At 60.5% G+C, this 19,237-nt stretch carries 16 protein-coding genes; 14 read left to right on the forward strand and 2 right to left on the reverse strand.

Annotation, left to right across the window (positions count from 1 at the left end; all coding sequences use genetic code 11):
• The 14 genes from tssI to KW821_RS17185 all read left to right on the forward strand — a co-directional run.
• Positions 1-1,739: type VI secretion system tip protein TssI/VgrG (tssI, locus tag KW821_RS17120; RefSeq protein ID WP_218292291.1), on the forward strand; the 1,739-nt coding region annotated here is incomplete at its 5' end.
• A 9-nt stretch (positions 1,740-1,748) separates the two neighbouring features.
• Positions 1,749-4,127 carry a glycoside hydrolase family 104 protein gene (locus KW821_RS17125; protein WP_218292292.1) on the forward strand — a complete coding sequence of 793 codons (2,379 nt, stop codon included), beginning with the start codon at positions 1,749-1,751 and terminating at the stop codon, positions 4,125-4,127.
• On the forward strand, positions 4,117-4,542 hold the full coding sequence (locus tag KW821_RS17130; RefSeq protein WP_218292293.1) for a hypothetical protein: 426 nt from the start codon (positions 4,117-4,119) through the stop codon (positions 4,540-4,542). The genes KW821_RS17125 and KW821_RS17130 overlap by 11 nt, the downstream gene beginning before the upstream one ends.
• 1,366 nt (positions 4,543-5,908) lie before the next feature.
• On the forward strand, positions 5,909-7,042 hold the full coding sequence (hybO, locus tag KW821_RS17135; RefSeq protein ID WP_042653502.1) for a hydrogenase 2 small subunit: 1,134 nt from the start codon (positions 5,909-5,911) through the stop codon (positions 7,040-7,042).
• Positions 7,043-7,044: 2 nt separating this feature from the next.
• Entirely contained in the window at positions 7,045-8,064 is a 1,020-nt protein-coding gene (gene hybA, locus KW821_RS17140; protein ID WP_218292294.1) for a hydrogenase 2 operon protein HybA, read from the forward strand.
• The gene (gene hybB / locus KW821_RS17145; RefSeq protein ID WP_042653504.1) at positions 8,057-9,244 is read left to right on the forward strand and encodes a Ni/Fe-hydrogenase cytochrome b subunit; all 1,188 of its coding nucleotides are present in this window, start codon (positions 8,057-8,059) and stop codon (positions 9,242-9,244) included. Before hybA ends, hybB begins: the two co-directional genes overlap by 8 nt.
• A complete protein-coding gene (hybC, locus tag KW821_RS17150; protein WP_218292295.1) occupies positions 9,241-10,944 on the forward strand; it encodes a hydrogenase 2 large subunit in 1,704 nt (567 codons plus the stop codon). The genes hybB and hybC overlap by 4 nt, the downstream gene beginning before the upstream one ends.
• Positions 10,944-11,474 (forward strand): HyaD/HybD family hydrogenase maturation endopeptidase, encoded by a 531-nt coding sequence (locus KW821_RS17155; RefSeq protein WP_218292296.1) that lies wholly within the window; start codon positions 10,944-10,946, stop codon positions 11,472-11,474. The genes hybC and KW821_RS17155 overlap by 1 nt, the downstream gene beginning before the upstream one ends.
• Positions 11,456-11,965 carry a hydrogenase-2 assembly chaperone gene (hybE, locus tag KW821_RS17160; protein ID WP_218292297.1) on the forward strand — a complete coding sequence of 170 codons (510 nt, stop codon included), beginning with the start codon at positions 11,456-11,458 and terminating at the stop codon, positions 11,963-11,965. Before KW821_RS17155 ends, hybE begins: the two co-directional genes overlap by 19 nt.
• 105 nt (positions 11,966-12,070) lie before the next feature.
• The gene (locus tag KW821_RS17165) at positions 12,071-13,651 is read left to right on the forward strand and encodes an ABC transporter substrate-binding protein (protein WP_218292298.1); all 1,581 of its coding nucleotides are present in this window, start codon (positions 12,071-12,073) and stop codon (positions 13,649-13,651) included.
• Positions 13,636-14,646, forward strand: a complete 1,011-nt coding sequence (locus tag KW821_RS17170) for an ABC transporter permease (RefSeq protein WP_218292299.1) — start codon at positions 13,636-13,638, stop codon at positions 14,644-14,646. Before KW821_RS17165 ends, KW821_RS17170 begins: the two co-directional genes overlap by 16 nt.
• Positions 14,636-15,448, forward strand: coding sequence for an ABC transporter permease (locus tag KW821_RS17175; protein WP_218292300.1), 813 nt, complete (start codon positions 14,636-14,638; stop codon positions 15,446-15,448). Before KW821_RS17170 ends, KW821_RS17175 begins: the two co-directional genes overlap by 11 nt.
• 276 nt (positions 15,449-15,724) lie before the next feature.
• Positions 15,725-16,516 carry an ATP-binding cassette domain-containing protein gene (locus KW821_RS17180; protein WP_218292301.1) on the forward strand — a complete coding sequence of 264 codons (792 nt, stop codon included), beginning with the start codon at positions 15,725-15,727 and terminating at the stop codon, positions 16,514-16,516.
• 198 nt (positions 16,517-16,714) lie between these two features.
• A complete protein-coding gene (locus KW821_RS17185) occupies positions 16,715-17,350 on the forward strand; it encodes an ATP-binding cassette domain-containing protein (RefSeq protein ID WP_218292302.1) in 636 nt (211 codons plus the stop codon).
• Positions 17,351-17,688: 338 nt separating this feature from the next.
• Here the strand turns inward: KW821_RS17185 and hypB are convergent, their stop codons facing one another.
• Together hypB and hypA are read right to left on the reverse strand one after the other, a co-directional pair.
• Positions 17,689-18,894, reverse strand: coding sequence for a hydrogenase nickel incorporation protein HypB (gene hypB / locus KW821_RS21920; protein WP_218292303.1), 1,206 nt, complete (start codon positions 18,892-18,894; stop codon positions 17,689-17,691).
• A 1-nt stretch (position 18,895) separates the two neighbouring features.
• A complete protein-coding gene (hypA, locus tag KW821_RS17195; protein ID WP_033130233.1) occupies positions 18,896-19,237 on the reverse strand; it encodes a hydrogenase maturation nickel metallochaperone HypA in 342 nt (113 codons plus the stop codon).

Here is a 19,237-nt window from a genome sequence, read left to right on the forward strand (position 1 = left end):
TCTCCTTGCGCCAGAACTCCCGCATGTTCCAGGCCCAGAAGCCCGACGAAATCCTCTCCATCCTGCTGCAAGAGCACGGCATCACCGACTACGCCTTCGCTCTGAAAAACGAGCATGCCAAGCGGGAGTACTGCGTGCAGTACCGGGAGACGGACCTTGAATTCCTAAACCGCCTCGCCGCCGAAGAGGGACTGTTCTACTTCCACGAGTTCGAGCAGGGCAAGCACCGCATCGTCTTTGCCGACGACGCGGCGGCCCTGACCGCCGGCCCGGAGCTGTTCTTCAATCTGGGCAACCGCTCGCTGGAGCAGGGCCCCTACGTGCGCCAGTTCCACTACCGGGAGGCGGTGCGCCCGAGCGACGTAGAGCTGAAAGACTACAGCTTCAAGACCCCGGCCTATGGCCTGTCTCACAAGAAGCTGGGGGCCGAGCTTGAGCACCAGCGGGGCAGCTACCAGCACTTCGACTACCCGGGCCGCTACAAGCTGGACCCGAGCGGCAAGGCCTTTACCCAGCACCGGCTGGATGCGCTGCGCAATGACGCGGTGACCGGCTTGGCTAAGTCCAACTGCGCGGCCCTGCTGCCGGGCCAGACGTTTTCGCTGACCGAACACCCGAACGGCGGCTTGAACACCGATTGGCAAGTGGTGCGCATCAGCCACACCGGATTACAGCCCCAGGCGCTGGAGGAAGAGGGCGGCAGCGGCCCGACCGTCTACCACAACGAATTTGCGGTGGTGAAGGCCAGCACCAGCTGGCGTGCCCGCATCGGCAGCCCACAGGCGCCCCACAAGCCGATGGTGGACGGCCCGCAAATCGCCACCGTGGTGGGCCCGGAGGGGGAGGAGATTTACTGCGACGAGCATGGCCGGGTGAAGCTGCAGTTCCCCTGGGACCGTTACGGAAGCTCCAACGACCAGAGCTCCTGCTGGGTGCGGGTGAGCCAGGGCTGGGCGGGCGGCCAGTACGGCATGCTGGCCATCCCACGCATCGGTCATGAGGTCATCGTGAGCTTTTTGGAAGGGGACCCGGACCAGCCCATAGTCACAGGCCGGACCTTCCACGCCACCAACAGACCCCCCTACGAGCTGCCGGCGCACAAGACCCGCACCGTGCTGCGTACCGAGACCCATCAGGGGGAGGGGTTCAACGAGCTGCGCTTCGAAGACCAGGCGGGGCAGGAAGAGATTTACCTTCACGGTCAGAAAGACCTGAACCTGTTGATTGAGAACGATGCGGCCTGGCACATCAAGCACGACCAGCACACCGACATTGACAATGAGCGGGTGACCCGCATCAAGGCCAATGACCATCTCACCGTGAATGGCGAGAAGCGGGACCAGGTCAAGGCCGACTATTCGCTGACCGTGGATGCGTCTATGCATCAGAAGCTGGGGCAATCCCTGCTGGTGGAGGCGGGGCAGGAGGTGCACATCAAGGTGGGTGACAAGCTGGTGCTGGAGGCGGGGGCCGAAATTACCCTCAAGGGCGGCGGCAGCTTCGTCAAGGTCGATCCGAGCGGCATCAAGCTGGTCGGCCCCGCCATCAAGCTCAATGCCGGTGGCAGCGCAGGATCGGGCTCAGGTTGGGCGGGCAAGGCTCCCGTGGTGCCCAAGGCCGTGGAAGTGGTCAAGGCGCCCGATGCGGTAGAGCTGCTCAAAGCCATTCCTACCGAGAAGGCGATGGAGGCGCTGCTCAAGGAGCAGAAGCCCGCGGCCTTCTACCTCTTTTCTGAATAAGGACGCAGCATGAAGTTTGCATTTCCCATCCTCACGGCCAAAGGGGAAGAGTTCAAAGACGTCAAGGCGCTGACAGCGTTGATCAATGGGGAAAAGTCAGGTCACTATCTGCTCGGCAATCACAACAAGTGGCACGGTGGCATTCATATCAGCGACAAGAGCGCCCCTTGGTGCAAGGATAAATACCCCGTCAGGGCCATCGCCGATGGCAAGGTAGTGGCATTCAGGATGATGGAGGATTACCTGATCTCCGAATTCCAGGGAGAATCCCTGCGCTATTCCAACTGCTTCTGTCTGGTGCAGCATGAATATTGTGAAATGAATCCAGAGACAAAGGCGAAAAACGAGTTCACCTTCTATTCGCTCTATATGCACCTACTGCCTTGGCAGCATTATCAGAATACCGAGAAGTTGGTGCTGAAAAAGAACTGGAATGCCCGCAATTCGGTGCCCCATGCCAATCCCGATGAGGATCAGAAACGTGTAGATGCTGTCTTGCCCTGTTTCGCCCTGCCCAAGGATACCGAGCTGGAAATGGACAGCGGCACTTCGTCGCAGAGAGGAAAGGTAGGCGGCAAGGAGTACGACTTCATCAAGGTGACCATCAAGAGCCAGCTTTCAAGTGCACAGCTCAAAGAGGGTGAGAAGGCGGGGGTATTGGTAAGCGAAGGGAGTTCGGTCTGGATTGCCAATAGCCCGGATGCGGTGACTTTTATCAAACCCAATCTGCCAAGTTGGCTATTCGATCAGATAGACGCCGAATTGCTGACCAATATGGCGGGTCGGGCAGATCCTACTCCTGATAATGAGACAGGTCGCCTGATGGCCGGCAGTGGCAGCGTCTCCCTGCCAGCGGGCACTAAAGTGCAGTATGATGCGCACCAACTCGAATTTCATTGGGTGGGTGACAAGGCGCGCAAGATGGCCAGATGCAAATATGTGATGCCGAGTGTGGACGGGGTGCCTGGAAGTTGTGGCTTGGCCTGGGTATGTGTGGAAGATGAATATATCAAGGTGAATGCGCGCGCACCGTCTCATCTTGGCGAGTTATATGTATTGTCTTCGCCGGTCGCCATCGCGGCGGGGGAGACCATCGGTTATCTCGGCCTGGTGGAAACACCGGGCTCGCTGATCGGGGGCAGGAAGAGCAAGCATCAGGTCCATCTTGAGGTATTCACCCAGGATCCCAGACTGGACGATGTATTGGCCAACAAGGCCAATACAAAAGGCGGTGCTACCTATGCCAAGGTACCGGCAGAGCTTGTCTTGTATGAGAAGCAGAAGCAGGACGGTAAAGATCAGTGGGTGAAGACCGAGGGCAAGAGCCTGGAAGAGCTGATTGAATCGCCCAAGCTGGAGAAAGATGACGCAAAGAAGGAGTGGGTCTGCGTCTCGTCAGGAAAATATGTCGAGAAATCGCAAGTCGAGCTACTGAGTCAGCATGACTGGCTGAAGCTTGGTTTTAAAAAGGTCGATGGCTCTGGCTCCGATGGCTATCTGGATCCCGATGCGCCGCCGACCTTCTTCACCGACCTGGTCAAGAGCTTCGATACCGATGGTAATAATGAGCTCAGCAGTGAAGAGATCCTGGCAGCACTGCAAGACAGCGGTAATGCAGAGCAACTCCACAAACTTATCGTCAAGCATCCCAGCGAGTGGTACGAAAAATCCTCGGCCAGCAGTTATCTATGGCTGGACAAGTTGATGGCCAAGATTGGTCTGCCCGATTTTGACCAACTGGTGGATCATGAAAAACAGCGGATCGATAAGCTGGAGTGGATGCAGAGTGCTGCCAAGTTAAAGTTTGAGAAGGAGATTTGGCATCTATACCCATTACTTTATTTGCAAACAAATTTAGTACCGACGTTAAGTGATGCTCGAGTTAGAGCTTTTATGAGAATGCTACGAGTAGGTGAAGGTACTATTGGAGATAAAGGATATGAAACGCTCTTTAGTGGCAAGTCATTTATAAAGGATTACAGTCGAGACTTTGCTGATCATCCTAGAATAAAAATAAAATCTGGTAAGTTGATTTCCAGTGCGGCAGGGGCATACCAAGTAATGGGTTATACGTGGGATGACCCATCGATGGTTAAGGCTAGGAAAGAATATAATGTAAATGACTTCTCTCCATTGTCCCAAGATATTTTTTGCCTTATCTTATTTAAGAAGAAAAGGGAAGGAACATTGGATAAAATAAGACGAGGTGAAATTGAGGGAGCATTAGATAAGTTAAGTTATGAGTGGGCAAGTCTTCCACCTGGCCGATATGGGCAACCATCAAAAACGATGGGAGAGGCATTGTCTATTTTTGATCAATATTTAAAAGAAGAACTTGATGGAAAAACGGACTTAAAAATATCTTTGGGGGTGACAAATGAGTTTTAGAATTTATTTTTTTATTTTTACATTTTTATTTTCATTTAATGTTGGTGCCAATGAACGGTGGGCCATTGATTGTGAATCAGGAATAGGGAATATTCTTTTTAAGAATAAAGATGAAGCGGAGATGATAGTTAACTCAAATCAAATTGTAGTGGGTGCTGCAGTAGTTCGGAATGATAATTCATTATCGTTTTTTCTTGAAGAACCACTTGATTTGGGGCGGGGAGGGATGATGCTTAATTGGGATGAATTTTCCAAGAAAAATGCTATTGCCGATGCTGTAATAAGTGGCGATAAGATGAAGTTATCATGGAAGGGCTTTTTCGAAAAAAATACATCAAAATATATGTGGAAAGCAGACTCTGATTTTTCCGCGTTAAGTGATAAAAATGATATCGTCATAAATAAATGCGAGTGAAATGTATTTAACATCTCTTGATAGATTATAGAGGCACTGGCGATAGTCAGTGCTTTTTATCACATTATATTGAATTATCCATGTAGTAGAAGCATTTCACTATAATCGCTTAAATATAATAAGTCGATATTCTTTACTATCAATGATTTTAGTGAATCACATGAAATAATATAATATTACAAAGCGAATGTACGGGGTGAGTATAGGCATGAATAAATGAGGTTGTTTTGAAATGAAATACCTATATATGCTCGTTTCTTTAGCAACACTTTCGTTAGCCGTTACATGCTAACGGAGAAGATAATAGCTTATGTCTATCTGATGAAATAAAAATAGCAGCATGTCATATAGATGAACGAAAACAAAGGTTGGTGTCATTTTTTTAGATAATAATAAGCTATCGATTTGGTAAAAAAGATGCTGTGGTGTTGGTTTTAAATTTTGATGATAGAAACCAACTTCAACGATGGACTGATATGGGAACATATACTGTTTATTTTGGTTTTAAACGTGAATAATATTATATATTTGGTGTTCCGCAGAAAACACTGGATGCAAAGGCATTTCTTACTGTCAATAAAAGCAATGTTGAGTTAGATCTTGATAATTTCTATGTAAGCAATCCATTTGGCGAAAAAATATATCTAGTCATGCGATAATCGATATTGATGATAACGTAGTAAGAGATAATGAATTCAATTTCCCTAATTGATTAGTGCCCTTGCTAGTGGTCTCGAACACCGGCTTCAAGCCGGTGTTTTTTTATGTCGTTTGAGTTCATGTCTTATTCGAGACCTATATCACATTTGTTTTGAACAGTACCCTCCTCCCCAGCCCCATAGGGGACCCTCCTAAATATTCTCAATCGGGGCTATAGCCGGTCGTTATAAAGATCTGTATGAGGCTCCCTGGCGCTCGATATCGGGCCAGAGCGTCTTTCAACCCTCAGCCTAGTTCAGCCAATATCGATTCATGATTAATTAATTTACGGCTTTGTGGCCCCTGGCTGCGATCGTGCTGTGGGCGGCTCTATGGCCGGAAATCGGAAAGAAGCTAATAACAGTTGCGAATGATAAATGCTGTGACAACGCTTTCATTTTGAGCCACTGAATACCGGGAATAGACCGAAGTTTAAATGTGGTTAATTCACGGCTATCGAAATCTATCCCCTAATAGGTATTTGTTGCTTGAGAATGATTTTCGATAAGCCTTTGCTGCATATGGTTTTTTTATTTTCGTTGATGAGTTTTCTCCACGACTAATGCCCCGCGACTTGATGGAGATCAACATGAGGGCCTGGGGGGAGGCATAGCATTCCCGCAATTAAGCATTTGCCAAACAATGCTCACTGACGGGAATAAGACGAATGGTCGCGGATAATTTTTTATCGGCTCATGGAATTAATCGCCGTGATTTTATGAAATTGTGTGCCGGGATGGCCGCAACCCTGGGATTAAGTAATCAGGCGGTGGCGAAGATGGCCACCGCACTCACCAGCCCCGAGCGGCCTCCGGTGATCTGGATAGGGGCGCAGGAGTGTACCGGTTGTACCGAGTCGCTGCTGCGGGCAACCCACCCCACCATCGAAAACCTGATCCTCAATACCATTTCGCTGGAGTATCACGAGGTACTCTCGGCGGCCTTTGGTCATCAGGCGGAAGAGAACAAGCACAACGCCATCGAACGCTATAAAGGCAAGTATGTGCTGGTGGTGGATGGCTCCATTCCCCTCAAGGATGGTGGCGTCTACTGCATGGTGGCCGGTGAGCCCATCGTCGACCATATTCGGCGCGCCGCCGCCGACGCGGCCGCCGTCATCGCCATCGGCTCCTGCTCCGCCTGGGGCGGGGTGCCCGCCAGCGGCAGCAACCCTACCGGTGCCGTCAGCCTGGAGGAGGCCCTCGGCAGCATAAGCGCCCCCATCATCAATATTCCGGGCTGCCCGCCCAACCCCCACAACTTCCTCACCACCGTGGCCTACTACATCACCTACGGCAAGCTGCCGGCGCTCGATGCCAAGAAGCGGCCGCTGTTTGCCTATGAGCGGTTGATCCACGAGAACTGCGAGCGTCGCCCGCACTTCGATGCCGGCCGCTTCGCCAAGGAGTTTGGCGACGAGGGCCATCGGCAGGGCTGGTGCCTCTATCATCTGGGCTGCAAGGGGCCTGAGACCTACGGCAACTGTTCGACCCTGGAGTTCTGCGACGTGGGCGGCGGTATCTGGCCGGTGGGCATAGGCCACCCCTGCTATGGCTGCAACGAGCAGGGAGTGGGTTTTAGCAAGGGGATCTTCCAGCTCGCCAAGGTCGAGAATCCGACCCCGCGGGTGGAGAAACCCGACGTGGCCATCCAGGAGGGGGGCTATACCTCGCCCACCGCCACCGGCCTCATCGGCGGCGCCCTCGGGGTGCTGGTGGGGGTGAGCCTGATGACGGTGCGTGAACTCGGTCGTCAGCAGAAGCGCCACGAAGCCGGGCAGCACCCATCACGGGAGGAGTGACCGTGAACAGACGCAACTTCCTCAAGTTTGCCTCCGTCGGGGCGCTGGCGGCAGGCACGGCCGTACCGGGCACGGCCATGGCCGCCGCCAAGAACAAGCCGCCCATTCCCGGCTCGCTCGGCATGCTCTACGACTCCACCCTCTGCGTCGGCTGTCAGGCCTGCGTGGCGGAGTGCCAGCGTCTCAACGGCAACCCGGCCAATCCGGAGGGAGCTCAGACCTGGTCCACCAACGACAAGCTGACTCCCTTCACCAACAACATCATCCAGATCTGGAAGAGCGGCAGCGGCGAGCACAAGGATCAGCTGGTGGATGGCTATGCCTACATCAAGAAGCAGTGCATGCACTGCGTCGATCCCAACTGTGTCTCGGTCTGTCCGGTGCAGGCCCTCAAGAAGGATCCCAAGACCGGCATAGTTCACTACGATCCGAGCGTCTGCACCGGCTGCCGCTACTGCATGGTGGGCTGCCCGTTCGACGTGCCCAAGTACGACTACGACAACCCGCTCGGCGCCATTCACAAGTGTGAGCTGTGCAACCAGCAAGGGCTCGAGCGCATCGATCAGGGCAAGCTGCCCGGCTGCGTCGAGGTCTGCCCCACCGGCGCCGTCATCTTCGGTACCCGCGAGGATCTGATGGCCGAGGCCAAGCGCCGGCTGCTGGCCACCCCCGGCAGTGAATACGCCTATCCCCGCCAGACCCTGGTGGCCAACGATCCTTATCGGCATGAAGTGCCCAACTATCAGCCTTACGTCTATGGCGAGAAGGAGGGGGGCGGCACCCAGGTGCTGGTGCTGGCCGGGGTGCCTTACACCAAGCTCGACATGCCTGACCTGCCCGAGCTCTCCTCCGGGGCGCGCTCCGAGCATATCCAGCACACCCTCTACAAGGGGATGGTGCTGCCCATGGTGGTGCTGACCGGTCTCTCCGTGTTGATCCGGCGCAATGCCAAGAAGCAGGAAAAGGACCATGATCCCGAGCAGGGCCAGGGCAAAGAGAAGGGAGGCGACGACCATGAGTGAACATAAAGCGCATCCGCTCGGCGGCAAGCTGGTCAGCTGGCCCGTGCTGGTGCTGGCGCCCTTTGCCGTGCTGTGCGGCATCCTGATCTTGAAGCGCCTCATCTTCGGGTTGGGCTCGGTGACGGATCTGAACGGCGGCTACCCCTGGGGGTTGTGGATCTCGTTCGATCTGCTGATCGGCACCGGCTTTGCCTGCGGTGGCTGGGCCCTGGCCTGGGCCGTCTATGTCTTCAACAAGGGCGAATATCACCCCCTGGTGCGACCGGCGCTCTTGGCCAGCCTGTTTGGCTATTCGCTGGGCGGTCTCTCCATCACCATAGACGTGGGCCGTTACTGGAACCTGCCTTACTTCTATATTCCGGGTTTCTTCAACACCTCCTCGGTGCTGTTCGAGACGGCGGTCTGCATGACCATCTACATCGGGGTCATGGCGCTGGAGTTCGCCCCCGTGCTGCTGGAGAAACTCGGCTGGAAGGCGTCGCTGATCCGGCTCAACAAGATCATGTTCTTCGTACTGGCGCTGGGGGCCCTGCTGCCCACCATGCACCAGTCCTCCATGGGATCCCTGATGATAGTGGCGGGGGAGAAGATCCATCCGCTCTGGCAAAGCTATGAGCTGCTGCCGGTCTTCTCCCTGCTGACCGCCTTCATCATGGGCTTCTCCATAGTGGTGTTTGAGGGCTCCCTGGTGCAGGCGGGCCTGGCGGGACGCGGGCCGAACGAGAAGCCGCTGTTCTACAAGCTGACCCAGGTGATCGACATCTTCCTGATCCTGTTTGTGGCGCTGCGCTTCGCCGAGATCGTCATCAACGACAAGTCGGAGTACCTCTCCGAGTTCAACCGCTACGCCATCATGTTCTGGAGCGAGATCGCGCTGATGATCTTCCCGCTGCTGGTGTTCCACTGGGACAAGAGCCGTCGGGACTCCCGCATGTTGTTCCTGGGTGCCCTCAGCATGCTGCTGGGCGCCGCCCTCTGGCGACTGGATTACTCCCTGCTCGCCTTCAATCCAGGCAATGGCTATCACTACTTCCCCAGTGCCGAAGAGGTGCTGATCTCCCTTGGCTTCGTCGCCATCGAGGTCTGTGCCTATCTGCTGCTGATCCGGCTGTTGCCGGTGCTGCCATCGCTGGAACGTGTTCACCAAGATTATCAGGCCCGAGGGAAAGCCAACGTATGAGCCAACGTATCACCATAGACCCCATCACCCGTATCGAGGGTCACCTGCGCATCGACTGCGAGATCGACGGCGGCGTCGTCACCAAGGCCTGGTCATCCGGCACCATGTGGCGCGGGATGGAGGAGATCCTCAAGGGCAACGATCCGCGCGATGCCTGGATGATAGTGCAGCGCATCTGCGGGGTCTGCACCTCGATCCACGCCATCGCCTCGGTGCGGGCGGTGGAGAATGCCATCGGCGCCAAGGTGCCGGTCAACGCACAATTCATCCGCAACCTCATCATCGCGGCCCACAACATCCACGATCACATAGTCCACTTCTACCAGCTCTCCGCGCTGGACTGGGTGGACATCACGGCGGCGCTGCAGGCCAATCCGCAAAAAGCGGCGGGCATCCTTAAAGGGGTGTCGACCTGGTCCCTCAACAGCGCCGAGGAGCTGACCAAGGTGCAGGAGAAGATCCGCGCCCTGGTGGCGAGCGGCCAGCTCGGCATCTTCGCCAACGGCTATTGGGGCCACAAGGCGATGAAGCTGAGCCCTGAGGTGAACCTCATCGCCGTGGCTCACTACCTGCAAGCCCTGGAGTGCCAGCGCGATGCCAACCGCATCGTCGCCATCCTGGGGGGCAAGACCCCCCACATCCAGAACCTGGCGGTGGGCGGGGTGGCCAACCCCATCAACCTGGATGCGCCCAGCGTGCTCAACCTCGAGCGGCTGCTCTATGTGAAAACCTTCATCGATCGGCTCGGCGAGTTTATCGAGCAGGTCTACAAGGTGGATGCCGCCATCATCGCCGCCCACTACCCCGAGTGGCTGGCGCTGGGGCAAGGTGCCAAGCACTATCTGAGCGTGCCCGAGCTCCCCACCGATGCCGACGGTGGCAGCTTCCTGATGCCGGGTGGCTACATCGAGAACGGCGATCTGGCGAATTACCGCCCCATCGAGAGTCACCAGGATGCCTGGCTGATGGAGGGCATCGCCGAAAGCAACAAGCACGCCTGGTACAAGGACGATGCCCCGCTCAAGCCCTGGGAGGGCAAGACGGAGCCGAACTACACCGGCTGGCAGGATGACGGCAAGTACTCCTGGGTCAAATCCCCCACCTTCTACGGCAAGGTGGTCGAAGTGGGCCCGCTCGCCGACTTGCTGGTGAAGCTGGCGGCCAAGCACCCGGGCACTGTGACCCATTTCGATCAGCTCAACGGCATCTACCAGGCGCTGTCCGGCTCGGCCATCAAGCCTGCGCAGCTGCACTCCACCATGGGCCGCATCATAGGCCGGGCGGTGCGTTGCTGCGTGCTGAAAGACACCTTGTCTCACCAGTGGCAGGCGCTCATCGACAACATCGGCAAGGGGGACTTCAGCGCCTACATCAAGGCCGAGATCCCGGCGGACAAGGAGTTTCGCGGGGTGGGCTTCGAGGAGGCGCCGCGCGGCATGCTCTCCCACTGGATCGTCATCAAGGGCGGCAAGATCGAGAACTATCAGGCGGTGGTGCCCTCCACCTGGAACTCGGGCCCGCGCAACTTCAACGACGAGCCCGGCCCCTACGAGCAGGCGCTGGTCGGCACCCCGGTGGCGGATCCCGCCAAGCCGCTCGAGGTGGTGCGCACCATCCACTCGTTCGATCCCTGCATGTCCTGCGCGGTGCACGTGGTGGACACCCAGAACGGGGAAGTGACCCAGGTGAAGGTGCTGTGATGAACACCTTGATCCTGGGGGTCGGCAACCTGCTGCTGAGCGACGAGGCAGTCGGGGTGCGCATCGTCGAGGCGCTGGAGCGCGAATACCGTTTCGCCCCCGGCATCGACCTGCTCGATGGCGGCACCGCCGGCATGGAGCTGCTCGAGGAGATGGCGAACCGCGACCACCTCATCCTGGTGGACGCGGTGCGCAGCGGCAACCCGCCCGGCACCGTCGTCACCCTGAGTGGCGAGGAGATCCCGACCCTGTTTGGCCGCAAGATCTCCCCCCATCAGCTCGGGCTGGCGGACGTGCTGTCGGCGCTGCACATGACCGGGGAGTCGCCCAGGCGGCTCAGCCTGATCGGGGTCGAACCCGAATCCCTCGAACCCCGCATCGGCCTCACCTCTGTGGTGGCGGCGGCGATGGGGGAGGCGAGGGCGCGGATCCTGAACCTGCTGGCCGAGGCCGGTTGCCCGGCCATTCCCCTCTCCGAACAGGAAAGGGCCGCACGAGAGCAGGAGGGCGTATGGCGCAATCCCATCTGACCGAGGCAGCGGACGCGGTGGAGGAGCTTGCGGGCTTCGCCGCCGATCCCGCCCCCCTGCTGGTGGCCCAGTACGAGCGCATCGCCCGCGAGCAGATGGCCGATCTGCCCTTCTACCACACCGCCATGCCCATAGTGGCCGAGTGTGTGTTGTTCGAAGATCAGTGGCTCGGCTGCGTGCTCACCCCCTGGATGCTGAGCGTGGTGGTGTTGCCCGGGCCGGATCAGCGCTGGCCAAGGCGCGGCAGCGGCGAGCGGCTCGCCCTGCAACTGCCCTGTGGTGACATGACCTTCATGGTGGGGGAGCTGCCCGAAATAGGCCAGCTGCTCGCCTGCTCGCTGATGTCGCCGCTCGACCCGCACCTGGAGGCCGAGACGGGCAGGGCGCTGGTGGCCGGCACCCTCAGGATGCTGCACTCCCTGCCGCTGCAACAGGGCACAGGGGCGGTGGATCTGGGGCGCAGGCGGCTGTTTGGCGCGAGAGAGCGCTAGCCTGCCAGCACCGGCAAAGATAGACATGGGGCCCATCAGGCCCCTCATTCGCTTTTAGTGGTGGCCACTTTTCTTCCCGGGTGGCAGCAAGAGACGAGAACATTGATGACGATCCGACCCCTTGGCGCCGCCGTGCTGCTGGCCCTCTCGATGGGCGCCGGCGCGCAGAGCGCCGCCCCCCAGTCCATGCCCGCCGAGCTCAAGCTCGCCATCGGCAGCGAGCCCACCGAGGGCTTCGATCCGCTGCTCGGCTGGAGCCACGGCAGCTACCTGCTGCTGCACAGCCCGCTGCTCAAGCAGGGGGCCGACTTGAGCTGGCAGAATCTGCTGACCGAGTCGGTCAGTCCGAGCGAGGATGGCAAGGGCTGGCTCATCCGCCTCAAGCCCAGCCTTAAGTTCTCCAACGGCGCGCCGCTCGATGCCGAGGATGTGGCCTTCACCTACAACAGCGCCGCCAAGGGCGGTGGCAAGATCGACATGGGCAACTTCGTCGCCGCCCGGGTGGTCTCCCCGCGGGAGGTGGCCATCAGCTTGAGCGCCCCCCAGAGCACCTTCGTCAACGTGCTGGGGTCGCTGGGCATAGTGTCGAAGCGGGATTACGATCCCAAGCGCTACGCCCGCCAACCGGTAGGCGCCGGCCCCTACCGGCTGCGAAGCTTCCTGCCCGGCCAGCAGCTGGTGGTGGAGGAAAACCCCTATTACGCCGGGGAGCACAACGACTTCAAGCGGCTGGTGTTCGTCTTCATCGACGAGGAGAGCGCCTATGCCGCCGCCCAGAGCGGCCAGCTCGACGTGGTGCGCATCGCCCCCTCCCTGGCGCCGACGGTGCCGGCATCGCTGAGGCTCTGGGTGCGCCCGAGCGTGGAGAACCGCGGCATCGTCTTCCCCATTCCGCCCGCCGGCGGCAAGGATGCCAAGGGCAACCCCGTCGGCAACGACATAACCTCGGACGTGGCGGTGCGCCGCGCCATCAACTACGCCATCGATCGCCAGCTGCTGGCCGATCAGCTGCTGGAGGGGCACGCCATCCCCGCCTACAGCGCGGTGCAGGGGCTGCCCTGGTACAACCCGGCCAGCGCCTTCAAGGACGGGGATGCCGCCCATGCCAACGCCCTGCTCGAGGCCGCGGGCTGGCAGCGGGGCAGTGACGGCATCCGCCACAAGGGCGGGCTGCGCGCCGCCTTCACCCTCTGGTACACCAGCGGGGACAGCACCCGGCGGGATCTGGCCGAGGCGGTGCGCGCCATGCTCAGGCCCATCGGCCTCGATGTAGGACTCAAATCCGGCAGCTGGGAGCAGGTGGAGCGGGAGATGCACGCCAATCCGGTGATGATGGGCTGGGGCAGCCTGGATCCCATGGAGCTCTATCACCACTACCAGAGCGACGCCGGCGGGGTCGAGTTCTACAACCCGGGTTACTACCGCAATGCCGCGGTGGATGGCCATCTCAAGCAGGCGCTGGATGCCCCCGACTGGCGGGCGGCGCTGCCGTTCTGGCAACAGGTCGAGTGGGATGGCAAGACAGGCGCCGGGGTGCAGGGGGACGCGGCCTGGGCCTGGCTGCTCAATGTGCAGCACACCTACCTGACCAATGCCTGTGTCGATCTCGGCAAGGGGGCGCCGGAGATCCACGGCAGCTGGTCCCTGCTGAACAACCTGCAGGATTGGCGGTGGACGTGCCGGTAGCCTCACCCCTGAGCACATCGGGTAAAGCCTTGGGCAAAGCCCTGCTGCGGCTGGCGGGGCTGCTCTGCCTGGTGTCGGCCGCGACCTTCGTGCTGCTCAGCTACTCCCCCATCGATCCCATCAAGGCCTATATCGGCAACGATCTGCTGCACGTGCCCCCTGCGCAGTACGCCAGCATTGCCGCCCGCTGGGGGCTGGATCAGCCGCTGTGGCTACGCTACTGGCTCTGGTTCGGCCAGGTGCTGCGGGGGGATCTCGGCTACTCCATGCTCTACAACGCGCCTGTCACCGAGGTGATCGGCAGCCGCTTCGCCGCCTCTTTCGCGCTGCTGGCGGGGGCCTGGCTGCTGTCGGGCGGCGCCGGCATCCTGCTCGGCCTGTGCGCCGGCCGTTATCTCAACCGCTGGCCGGACAGGCTCATCTGCGGCCTCAGTTACCTGCTCGCCTCCCTGCCCACCTTCTGGGTCGGTCTGCTGCTGCTCGCGCTGTTCGCGGTGCACTGGCCGCTGCTGCCGGTCTGCTGCGCCTGGACCCCGGGCCTCGGCGCGGACCAGGTGGACTGGGCCGAGCGGCTGCGCCACCTCATCTTGCCGATCACCACCCTGGCCCTGCTCGGGATGGGCAACATAGCCCTGCACACCCGGGGGCGGGTGGCCGAGGTGCTGGCAAGCGACTTCATCCGCTACGCTCGCGCCCAGGGGGACGGCGGCTGGCCCATGCTGCGCTTTCACGTGCTGCGCCACGCCCTGACCCCGGCGCTCTGCCTGCAGTTTGCCTCCTTGGGAGAGCTTATCGGCGGCTCGCTGCTGGCGGAGAAGGTGTTCGCCTACCCTGGGCTCGGGCAGGCGACGGTGGACGCCGGGCTGCGGGGGGACATTCCCCTGCTGATGGGCATAGTGCTGTTCTGCACCCTGCTGGTGTTCCTCGGCAACGGCGTCGCCCGCCTGCTGGTGGCCCGCATGAACCGGGGTTGGGAGGGTCCGCATGCTGTTTAATCCGCTACCCTCCCTGCTGCGCCTCGCGCTGGCCCTGAGCTGCCTCGGGCTGCTGGCCTGCTATGGCTGGAGCCTGTCGGTGCAGGACGTGCCCATGGATCTGCTGGCCCGCCAGCAGGCCCCCTCGGCGCTGCACTGGTTCGGCACCGATCAGATGGGACGGGATCTCTGGCAGCGCGCCTTCCTCGGCACCCTCACCAGCCTGGAGCTCGGCGTCAGCACCGCCCTGTGCAGCGGCCTGCTGGCCATGGTGGCGGCCAGCCTCTCGCTGCTGCACCCCAGGTGCGACTATCTGGTGCGGCTGCTCATCGACGCCATGCTGGCGCTGCCCCACATGCTGCTGCTGATCCTCATCTGCTTCACCCTGGGGGGCGGCCTGCACGGGGTGATCCTGGCGGTGGCGCTCACCCACTGGCCCAAGCTCGCGCTGATCCTGCGGGCCGAGGCGAGGCGGATCGCCTGCAGCGACTACGTGGTGCTGGCACGCTGCCAGGGGATGGGGCCGCTGCGGCGCTGGTGTACCCACCTGCTGCCCGGCCTGCTGCCCCAGTGGTTCATCGGCACCCTGCTGATGTTCCCCCATGCGGTGCTGCACAGCGCCGCCCTGAGTTTTCTCGGGTTTGGGCTGGCGGCCCACGAGGCCTCCCTTGGGCTGCTGCTGGCCGATGCCCTGCGTTATCTGGCGGGGGGCGGCTGGTGGCTGGCGCTCTTCCCCGGCCTGATGCTGTTGCTGCTGGTGCTGCTGTTCGATCAGGCTACCCGCGCCCTGCAGCAGCTCTGGTTTGGGGGTGAACCATGCTGATATTTAAAACCGCCACCTGGCGTCCGCACAGTCTGGCTGGCGCTCTTCCTCAGTTTCATGATGTTGTCGCTGGCGCTGCTGTTCGATCAGGTTACTCGCGCGCCCTGCAGCAGCTCTGGTTTGGGGGTGAACCATGCTGATATTTGAAACCGCCATCTGGCGTCAGCACAGTCTGGCTGGCGCTCTTCCTCAGTTTCATGATGTTGTCGCTGGTGCTGCGGTTCGATCAGGTTACTCGCGCGCCCTGCAGCAGCTCTGGTTTGGGAGCAATGAGCGATGCTGAGCTTCGACAACGTCACCATAGAGGCGGCCCGTTACAACTGGCTGGGGCGCCGCCGCTGGCAGCCCTTGCTCTGCGACATCAACTTGCAACTGGCCCCCGGCGAGATAGTGGCGCTGGTGGGGGGCAGCGGCGAGGGCAAGAGCCTGCTGCTGCAGAGCGCCCTCAGCCTGCTGCCGGACAACCTGCGCATGAGCGGCACCATAGCGCTCGATGGCGCCCCGCTGTGCGACGAGGGGCGGGCCCGCCTGCGCGGCCACACCCTCTGCCATGTGCCGCAGGGGGTCAGTGCCCTCAACCCCCTGCTGACGGTGGAGCGCCAGCTCGGTCGCGCCGCCCGCCTCAGCGGCCAGAGCGGCTCCCACGAGCGGCTCTGCCAGCAGTTGCAGCGCTACCAGCTGCCGCCAGCGACCCTGGTGCATTATCCGCGTCAGCTCTCCGGCGGCATGGCCAAGCGTATCCTGGCCTGCGCCGCGGCGCTCGGCGGGGCGCGCTTCATCCTGGCGGACGAGATCACCGCCTGGCTCGACGAGGCGCTGGCCTGCCTGCTGCTGGGCCAGCTGCGCGAGCTCGCCCGCCAGGGCAGCGGCATCCTCTGGGTCACCCACGATCTGGCGTTGGCGGCCCGCTTCGCGGATCGCATAGTGGCGCTCCATCAGGGGCGGGTGAGCGACAGCCTGAGCAGCCAGCAGCTGCGCCAGGGGCAGGGCAGTCCCATGTTGCGCGCCCACTGGCAGGCGCTGCCGGAGTTCAATTCACTCTTTTGCACGCCGGAGGCTTCCCGATGATGGCGTCGCTGGAACGGATCGCTTTTCAGGCTGCGGGCATTCAGTGGCAGGCCTTGTCGGAGTTCAATTCACTCTTTTGCACGCCGGAGGTTTCTTGATGATTGAGTCGCAATCTTTGGCCTTCTCTCTGGCTGCGGGTGGCCGGTGGCAGTTGCTGCCGGGGTTCAATTCACTCTTATCTGCACCGGAGGTCTGCTGATGTTCGAGGTACGGGATCTCAGCCTCCATCAAGGGGAACGCCCCCTCTGGCAGGGGCTGACGCTGGCGATCAAGGCCGGTGAGCGGCTCGGTCTCGCGGCCCCCAGCGGCCATGGCAAGACCACCCTGGGGCGGGTGCTGGCGGGCTGGCAGCCGGCGGGAGAGGGGGGTCAGATCCTGCTGGATGGCCAGCCTCTGCCACTCAAGGGCTATCACCCGGTGCAGCTGGTGCCCCAGCACCCCGAGCTCTGCTTCAACCCCTATCGCAGCACCGGCCAGGCGCTGTGGGACGTGTGGCGACCGGACGAGGCCATGCTGGCGCGTTTCCTGGTCAAGCCCGAGTGGCTCGGCCGCAAGCCGGGTCAGCTCTCCGGCGGCGAGCTGGCACGCATCGCGCTGCTGCGGGCGCTCGATCCCCGCACCCGGCTGCTGATCGCCGACGAGGTGACCGCCCAGCTGGATCCGCAGATCCAGCGCCACATCTGGCAGGAGTTGATGAGGGAGTGCGAGAACCGGGGGCTCGGCATGCTGGTGTTCAGCCACCAGCAGGCGTTGCTGCGCCAGGTATGCCACCGGCTGATCCGCGTCGGCGAGGGGCCATCCGAGCAGGCGTCCGTCGTGAGCAGCGCAGCCTGAGCGCAGGCGTTCCCCCTCATCCCCAACCCTTCTCCCGCGAGGGGAGAAGGGAGTGCAGATGGCGACCTCGGATGATCTCTTCGCTTGAACGAGTTGTGCCAGTCGCGGTGGTGAGAGGTGGTCAGGTATGAGCAAAGATGCAGTCCCCTCTCCCTGGGGAGAGGGCCAGGGTGAGGGGACGACGCATATGAGAAGCGGGCAGTTTGGCGCAGATAGCCATGCAAGGTTCGAACATAACAAGAGAGGGAGGCCTATGCCTCCCTCTCTTGTTATCAACATTCCCGGCACCTTGGTGACGGTAGGTTCGATTAGCGCAGCGTAATCGGACGCTCGTAACCTCAGGCGCTGGCGAGCCAGTTGAGCCAGGCGTCCATCCCTTCACCGGTGGTGGCGCTGAGCTGGATCACCTGGATGTAGGGGTTGACCCGCTTGGCGTTCTCGATGCAGCGCGCCACGTCGAAGCTGACATGGGGCAGCAGATCCGTCTTGTTGATGATCATCAGCTGGGCGGCGGCGAACATGTCAGGGTATTTCAGCGGTTTCTCCTCCCCCTCGGTGACCGAGAGGATGGCGACCTTGTACTTCTCGCCGAGATCGAAGCCGGCCGGGCAGACCAGGTTGCCCACGTTCTCGATGAAGAGGATGCCCCCTTCATTGGCGGGCAGCTGGTGGCAGGCGTCGTGCACCATCTTGGCATCCAGGTGGCAACCCTTGCCGGTGTTGATCTGGATAGCGGGCACCCCGGTGGCCCGGATGCGATCCGCATCGGCACTGGTCTGCTGATCCCCCTCGATCACGGCGCAGGAGCGCTGGCCCTCCAGTCGGCGCAGGGTCTCGCACAGCAAGGTGGTCTTGCCCGAGCCCGGGCTCGACACCAGGTTCAGCACCAGCTGACCGGCCTGGTCGAAGTGCTCCCGGTTGTGGACCGCCAGCTTGTTGTTCTTGGCCAGCACATCCATCTCGATGGCGATCAGCTGACGCTGGCCCATGCCCGGCACCGACAGCCCCGCCGCGCCCTTGCCATAGTGCAGATCCGCATGCTGATGGGCATGCTGGTGAGCCTGTTTATGATGGTGCTCGTGCTCGTGCTCGTGCTTGTGGCCGTGATCATGGGAGTGGGCATGATGGTGCTCATGCTCATGCTCATGCTCATGCTCATGCTCATGCTCATGCTCATGCTCATGCTCATGCTCATGTTCATGTTCATGTTCATGTTCATGATGATGTTCATGGTCGGCGGCGTGATCGTGGGGGTGAGCGTGATGATGCCCATGGTCGTCGGCGTGGTCGTGGGAGTGAGCATGATGATGCCCGTGAGCCTGGGGCTGGCCGGCCTGCACAGTGCCCACCCCGTGGTAGTGGTGATGGACATCCCCCTGATGGTGGTAGTGGTGGTGAATGATCAGGGTGCGCGGCGCTGGCTGCCGATGAGCATGCTCATGGCTGTGCTCGGCATGATGCTGGTGTTCGTGCTGGTGTTCATGTTCATGATCCTGATCGTGCCCGGCGATTCGTGCCTGGCCGCATCCGCATACGCTACACATATCAACTTACCTCGATGTCGGTGATGCGCAGGCTATCGCCCTGCGCGACTCGTAATTTGTATCCGCCACACAGGGGGCAGGCCTGGCCGCGCTCGGTGAGGGTCACCGTCTTGCTGCAGTCGTAACACCAGCCCTCGGCGGCCTGGTGCTGAAAATGCAGGCTGGCGCCCTCGACGGCCGTGCCTTTGGCGGCGGCCTCGAAACAGAAGGCGATGGTATCGGGGTCGACGCAGGAGAAACTGCCGACCTCCAGCCAGAGTGCGGTGACCCTGGTAAAGCCGCGCTGGCTGGCCTGCTCGGCCGCCAGATCGATGGCCGCCATGGCAAGGGACATCTCGTGCAT

Source organism: Aeromonas sp. sif2416, from assembly GCF_019218665.1.
Lineage (GTDB): Bacteria > Pseudomonadota > Gammaproteobacteria > Enterobacterales > Aeromonadaceae > Aeromonas > Aeromonas encheleia.